Annotated in this window: 3 protein-coding genes and 1 pseudogene; all 4 read right to left on the bottom strand. The window is 44.7% G+C overall.

Annotated elements, in window-relative coordinates:
• Nucleotides 1-278: pseudogene (locus VF500_RS29015) on the bottom strand (hypothetical protein); the annotation flags it as partial.
• 4 nt (nucleotides 279-282) lie between these two features.
• Nucleotides 283-3,078 (bottom strand): heparinase II/III domain-containing protein, encoded by a 2,796-nt coding sequence (locus tag VF500_RS29010; RefSeq protein ID WP_330862998.1) that lies wholly within the window; start codon nucleotides 3,076-3,078, stop codon nucleotides 283-285.
• Between the two features lie 235 nt (nucleotides 3,079-3,313).
• Entirely contained in the window at nucleotides 3,314-5,254 is a 1,941-nt protein-coding gene (locus tag VF500_RS29005; RefSeq protein WP_330862997.1) for a glycoside hydrolase family 127 protein, read from the bottom strand.
• The coding region (locus tag VF500_RS29000) for an alpha/beta hydrolase (RefSeq protein WP_330862996.1) at nucleotides 5,241-5,555 on the bottom strand (315 nt) is incomplete at its 5' end. The genes VF500_RS29000 and VF500_RS29005, both read right to left, overlap by 14 nt.

Raw genomic sequence — 5,555 nt, 5'->3', positions numbered from 1 at the left:
CTAACCCAGATCTCTGCAACACCCAGTTTATCCATTTCCTTCCTGAATCCTGGGTCTTCCAATATAGATTGCTCCTCCATATTGTTTTGAGCAAATATGACAGTCTTTACTTGCTTACAGTTTGGCGGTATCCATAAAAATGCCCTTGAAGGGTCTTTGTTAACTCCTATCGGTTTAACAGGTACCGACCATTGCCATACCGCGGCATGAGCAAACGGCCCTACCAAAAGCAGTAAAACAATCAAAAGCGTAGCGTAGTGGTTATGCCTTCTTTTCATGATCTTAATTCAATACAATTTCAGCATCGGCACATGCCGGCATATTAAAACACCACTGTTTGTTTCCTTTTTGGTTTACCGGCTCTCTTTTTACCGTTACGTTATTTAGGGAGATGCTATGATGTGCAGACAGCATACTAACAGGCAGATAAAGCTTCACCGGTCGATCGGCGGTGAAATGCAGCTTGCCATTATCAAACCACAATGCAGCAGATGCCGGCTGCGAAGATGTTAAGCCGTAGCCATTTTTAGCTATACTCATTCCTTTGCCTAAAAACAGACTAACCAACTTATTGCCGCTAACACTGATCACCGCATATAAACCCTTAAACTCCATATCCTCAAACCCTACCTGCTGTGTTTCAGCATGGGCAAAAATGTAATCGCTCCTTCCTGATTTATTGTTGACTATTAATCCGGTAAAACCTGGTTCAGCGCCAAACGATTTGATACTTTTGATTGCAGTTCCATTATTGGCGGCTCCTGATGGCTCATAGATTGCGGCAAATGGCTTGCTCCATGCCTCGCTGGTTTGGCGCACAACAACCGTAGGTAATGGCATGTTGGCAATGCTATCCGGAATCATTTCATTTTTACGCCAGGCTTTTGATGGCGGCGCTTTAACACTAAATACTTCCCTGCCGGCATAACCTTTCATCCACATATTCATGAATATAGCTTCCCTGCCGGGGATGCTTAAACTGAAACGAGCTTTAAAATCACGCTCAGTCCTGATCGATTTTTTATCGTAGAAATAATCATAGCCTACCAATTCCGTATTGGCGAAGGTAAGTTTCTCCGTTGGCCGGATCTCCAGCGGTTTATTGTCGTTATCAGATAAAGTTACCTGCTGCCCAAGGTTATGGTAGATATAGTCATGTGATTTATCCTTTCCATTTTTACGTCTCGACCTGAAGATATCTACATAATACCCTGTCGAATCGCTGGTGCTGATAATACTCATCAGCCTGTTTTGATCGGCATTGGTTTCGGGTTCAAGAAAGGAGACATCTGAAAATGTAATGCCCTTAAAATATCCCACCTTTTGGGCCGACTGCGGGTAACAGGCATTGAGTTTTAAGGGGTGGTTACTTTTCATAACCGGATATGAAGAAATCCCATCTACCACCACGGTATTATGTGCCGGAAACTGTGAGTAATATTCGGCATAATCGGTCTGAAAATAACTTCCGCCAATACCGCCTTCCGGCGCGAGCACTATCCCCCTGCCATAAAGCTCCATGGCAATGCCGTTAGCGTGCATATGGTTGCCGCTGGAACCAGCTTGAGAGATCATCAGCCCCGTGTTTATGTCCAATCCGTTCCGCTGTACCATCCAGCTTACATTGGGCGACCAGAACGTTGCCGTCAGGTAATCGCCCGGCGATCCCGCCTTAACTGTATCAGGAATAGTGATGGGCGGGGTGCCAAAAAGCGCATTAAAACCTGTTTGGCGCATAACTGTTCCGGCGCCGTCCTGCTGCCCCAGGGCGTTGATTGTTTTTAGCATCCTGCTGTAAACAGCTTCCTGGCCGGCCTTATTGTTCACGCGGGCATTGCGGATCAGGTCGGATATGGCATCGGTTCGGAGTTTGCCATAATGGGTATCACCGAAACCAACAATATATCCGTTGGGGTACAGGTATTGGGCATAAGCCAGCACAGCTTTGGGCAAAACAGGTACCTGTTTCAGGAGATCGGTATGCAGTGTACGGTCAAAGAGATTCACAAAGCCCGTAAAATCAGCTATCACATTCTGAGAATAGCCGGGGCACTCGCCCCAGATGGCTGTTACCGGGTCATAACCTTTGAGCAATGTGGTCAAGCTCCATTGGCGGGTATAAGTTTTATTCAGGATCTGGTCGAGGTAATACTGGCATCCCCTTTTATCGGCATAATAGCTATCATTTTCAAGGATGATGGCAATATCCGCTACAAACTTTGCTTCTATTAAATCCCAGTTATTAAAAGGCACGCCGTTTTTGATGATGAGATCGGCCCATTTCTTAAAGGTAACGGCATACGTCTGTAATTTTTCGGGGTGATGCTTTTTGATATATGGAAATAGGAAATCATAACCTGCTGTTAAAGGTTCCAGCACATCTTCGTGGATCACCTCAAAAGCAGATAAGCCAACCAACGTTTGATCATGACCATGGTTAAGGTCAACCGGTTCGTTCCGGTACCCCATCCCTGTGATATAGGTATCCAGGATAGAATAGGAAAAGGCAGCATACTTTTCATCGCCGGTAAGCCAGTAAAGCATTGCAGCATTCCGGGCCTTTTCAATGATCTCGATATTGATGGACTCTATGATCCGTCCTGTTTTTGACTGCTCAACCCACTCCCATGGCGTGCCCGGCACAGTTCCGTTTTGCAGGTACAATTTACCATCCTCATCCATGTAAGGCTTGATATCTTCCAGTTTCGGGCGCATATATTGGGTAGCAACATCCCGCGTACCGGTAAACCTAACGGTGGGCACAGGTGCATGACCGATTGCATAAGCATAGATGCCATTTTTAATAAAAACATCGGTATAATGCTGTTTCCAGTACATCTGTAACCGTGATGACATCCATGTGCTATCTGTTTGATAGCGGGAAACATTTGCATCTGCATCTGCCCGGATCTGGTTAAAGGTTGTTGTTGCCCAGTCTTCTTTTTTTATAAGTGTGTTGAGCTTATCCCTGCCGGTGTTTTCATCTGCAAGCAAACGGGGGTGGACTTTTACATTTACACCGGAGATATCTATCTGTTGCGCGTAAACAGGTATAATTGCAAATAACCATAGCGACAAAGCTGATAAAACAAGTCTGGTCGTTGTGTTTTGTCTCCGTAAATATCTAATCATGCTGATCATCATTTATTCTTCTTTCTTTATAAAGTAATATGCTATTTATCCACCCTGAACCAATCGAAATCCGCGTAGCCCCCCATACGCACATCGGGTGCGCTGATACAAAACAAGCCTACCTTAGCCTGTTATTAAGCTTTTGATAAAACTGTTTTTATACATGTTTAAGCTGTTTTTTTTAATTTAAATCCCAGTAAACTACATAGCGCTGACGGTGAAGGTTATAATAAGGTTCAAGTATAACCGGCGTTCCATTCGTGGTATTGGTAGTTTTAAAAGTTAAAGGTTCTCCTTTAACCGGTTTTAAAGCATCAGCAACGTTCTCGTCATTAATTCTCAAAGAATGAGGCAGATTTGCAGGGATGTTATAATCATAATCGTAATATTGATAGGGATCGGTAGTGTCATGATAAGGTGCATGTGCTGGCATCGCTTCGGTACCCATTTCACCTGCCAGTACCACCGGCCCGTACATCACAGCAGCTATTTTCGGATTATCGGGTGTTGGTTCCAGGCGCAATGTCATTGGGTAGGTTATTTCTACCTTATCACCGGTCTTCCATTTACGGTTTAGGGAGATGTAGCTGCCCGATGCCTGGTTAACTTTAACACTTTTACCATTTATTTTAACTGTTGCGCCGCTGCTCGCCCAGCCTGGGTAACGAATATAAAGCGATAAACTTTCTGCATTTGCGGAATCGATAATAAGCCGTGTGGTTGCCTCTTCGGGATAAGCGGTTTCCTGTCTTAATTTCAAACCTTTAGCTTTCCAGGTTAATACCGAAGGAATGAACAGGTTGACATAAACACCCTGATCGTTATGGTAATAAATAGCTTCACCGTATTTAGACTGGCTTTCAAACCCCGAGCCTACACAGCACCAAAACGAACTATCGCGGGTGCTGTATAGCCGGAAGGCCCCGGCTTTCAATGGCGTAAAATAACATACCATACCGGTTTTAGGATCCTGCTGCCCCAAAATATGATTGTATAAAGCCCGCTCGTAATAGTCGGCATATTTTACGTCGGCATCCCAGGTAAACAGGTGGCGTGTTACTTTGAGCATATTGTAGGTATTACAGGTTTCGCCGGTATAGCCGGTTATGAATTTTGAGATCTTTCCAGGCTCAATAAAATGTTCCTTATCGCTGTTACTGCCGATGACATAGGTTTGATTATGGATCACATTATCCCAGAAATTGCTTACAATAGCTTTGTCCCTGGTATCTCCGGTTAATTCATAAGCACGGGCCTCACCCGTAATTTTGGGAATAACGGTATTGGCGTGCATCTTGTTGAGCTTGTCCTCCCCGGCAGCTAAGGGATCAAGCACAGCGTGGTGATAAAACAGGTCGCCAAGCTTTTTATGTTCCGGGTTACCGGTGATGGAATACAGATTATACCATGCTTCGTTCATGCCGCCAAACTCATTCCTGAGCATTAGTGCCAGTTGATCCTTGCTCAGTGGTGAGATCTTTTGATAAGCCCATGAGGCCATTTTATTCACCACATCCAGTGCCTGCGTATCGCCTGCATACCAGTAAGCATCAATTAAACCGGCCACTATTTTATGCAGGGTGTACCAGGGAGCCCAAACACTTTTGCCTTGAATATTTCTGTCGATATAATTTTGCGGAAACGCGCTTAAATATCCACCTTCATTCAGAGTAGCCTGCACCTCGGCGAGTCCTGAAACCAGGCTGTCTATCTTTTGCTTAAAAACTATTTTACCGGTAGCTGCATACTGAAAAGATAGCCCTGATAACAAATGGCCTATACTATGGCCACGCAATTCCATATCCAAAGCTTCCCAGCCGCCAAGCGGGGCAGGCATTTTTGTTTTACTGTCTTTTTTATTGGTAAGCATACCCGCGTTAACCCTGAAGCTGTGCAGCAAACGCTCTACAGGCAGGGATAGCATCCATCCGCCCTCACGCTCCATATTTTCCTTAAAGCGGCTGTCAAGCAGCTTTACATCCTGCAAATCAAAACTGCATGCTTTAGCGTTAACCTTTGATGCTGCTTTTATTTCAGATTGATGCTGTCCTATATATTGGGCAGATAAACCTAAAGGCAGCATCAGCAATCCAATCCACAGGAACCTCCTAATTCTTTTCATCTTCTTTTAATTTTATCGTGTTCAAAAAAGCAAGTAGTTTTTCGTTGAAACCCTTGGGGTTTTCGAGATTGCTTACATGTCCAGCATGAGGAATGGTCAGATGCTTAGCCGATGGCAACACTTTTAATAATCTATCGAGAGCATTAGCATCAGCAGCGCCGGTGAGTACCATTACGGGGACGGTTATTTTCTGTGCTCTTAACCGGGCTTCTGCCTCGTTACCAAGTAAAAAACGGGGCTCAAGATGCTGGGGCTGCCATGCATCCCATTTATAGATCATGTTCCAGACGGGCTGCCTTAG

The organism is Mucilaginibacter sp., from assembly GCF_036383575.1.
In the GTDB taxonomy this organism is placed as follows: Bacteria; Bacteroidota; Bacteroidia; order Sphingobacteriales; family Sphingobacteriaceae; genus Mucilaginibacter.
This window is presented reverse-complemented; position numbering and strand designations above follow the sequence as displayed.

What these genes read in the sequence shown, in the direction of transcription:
- VF500_RS29005 (WP_330862997.1), bottom strand. Translation starts at nt 5,254, where the DNA reads ATGAAAAGAATTAGGAGGTTCCTGTGGATTGGATTGCTGATGCTGCCT.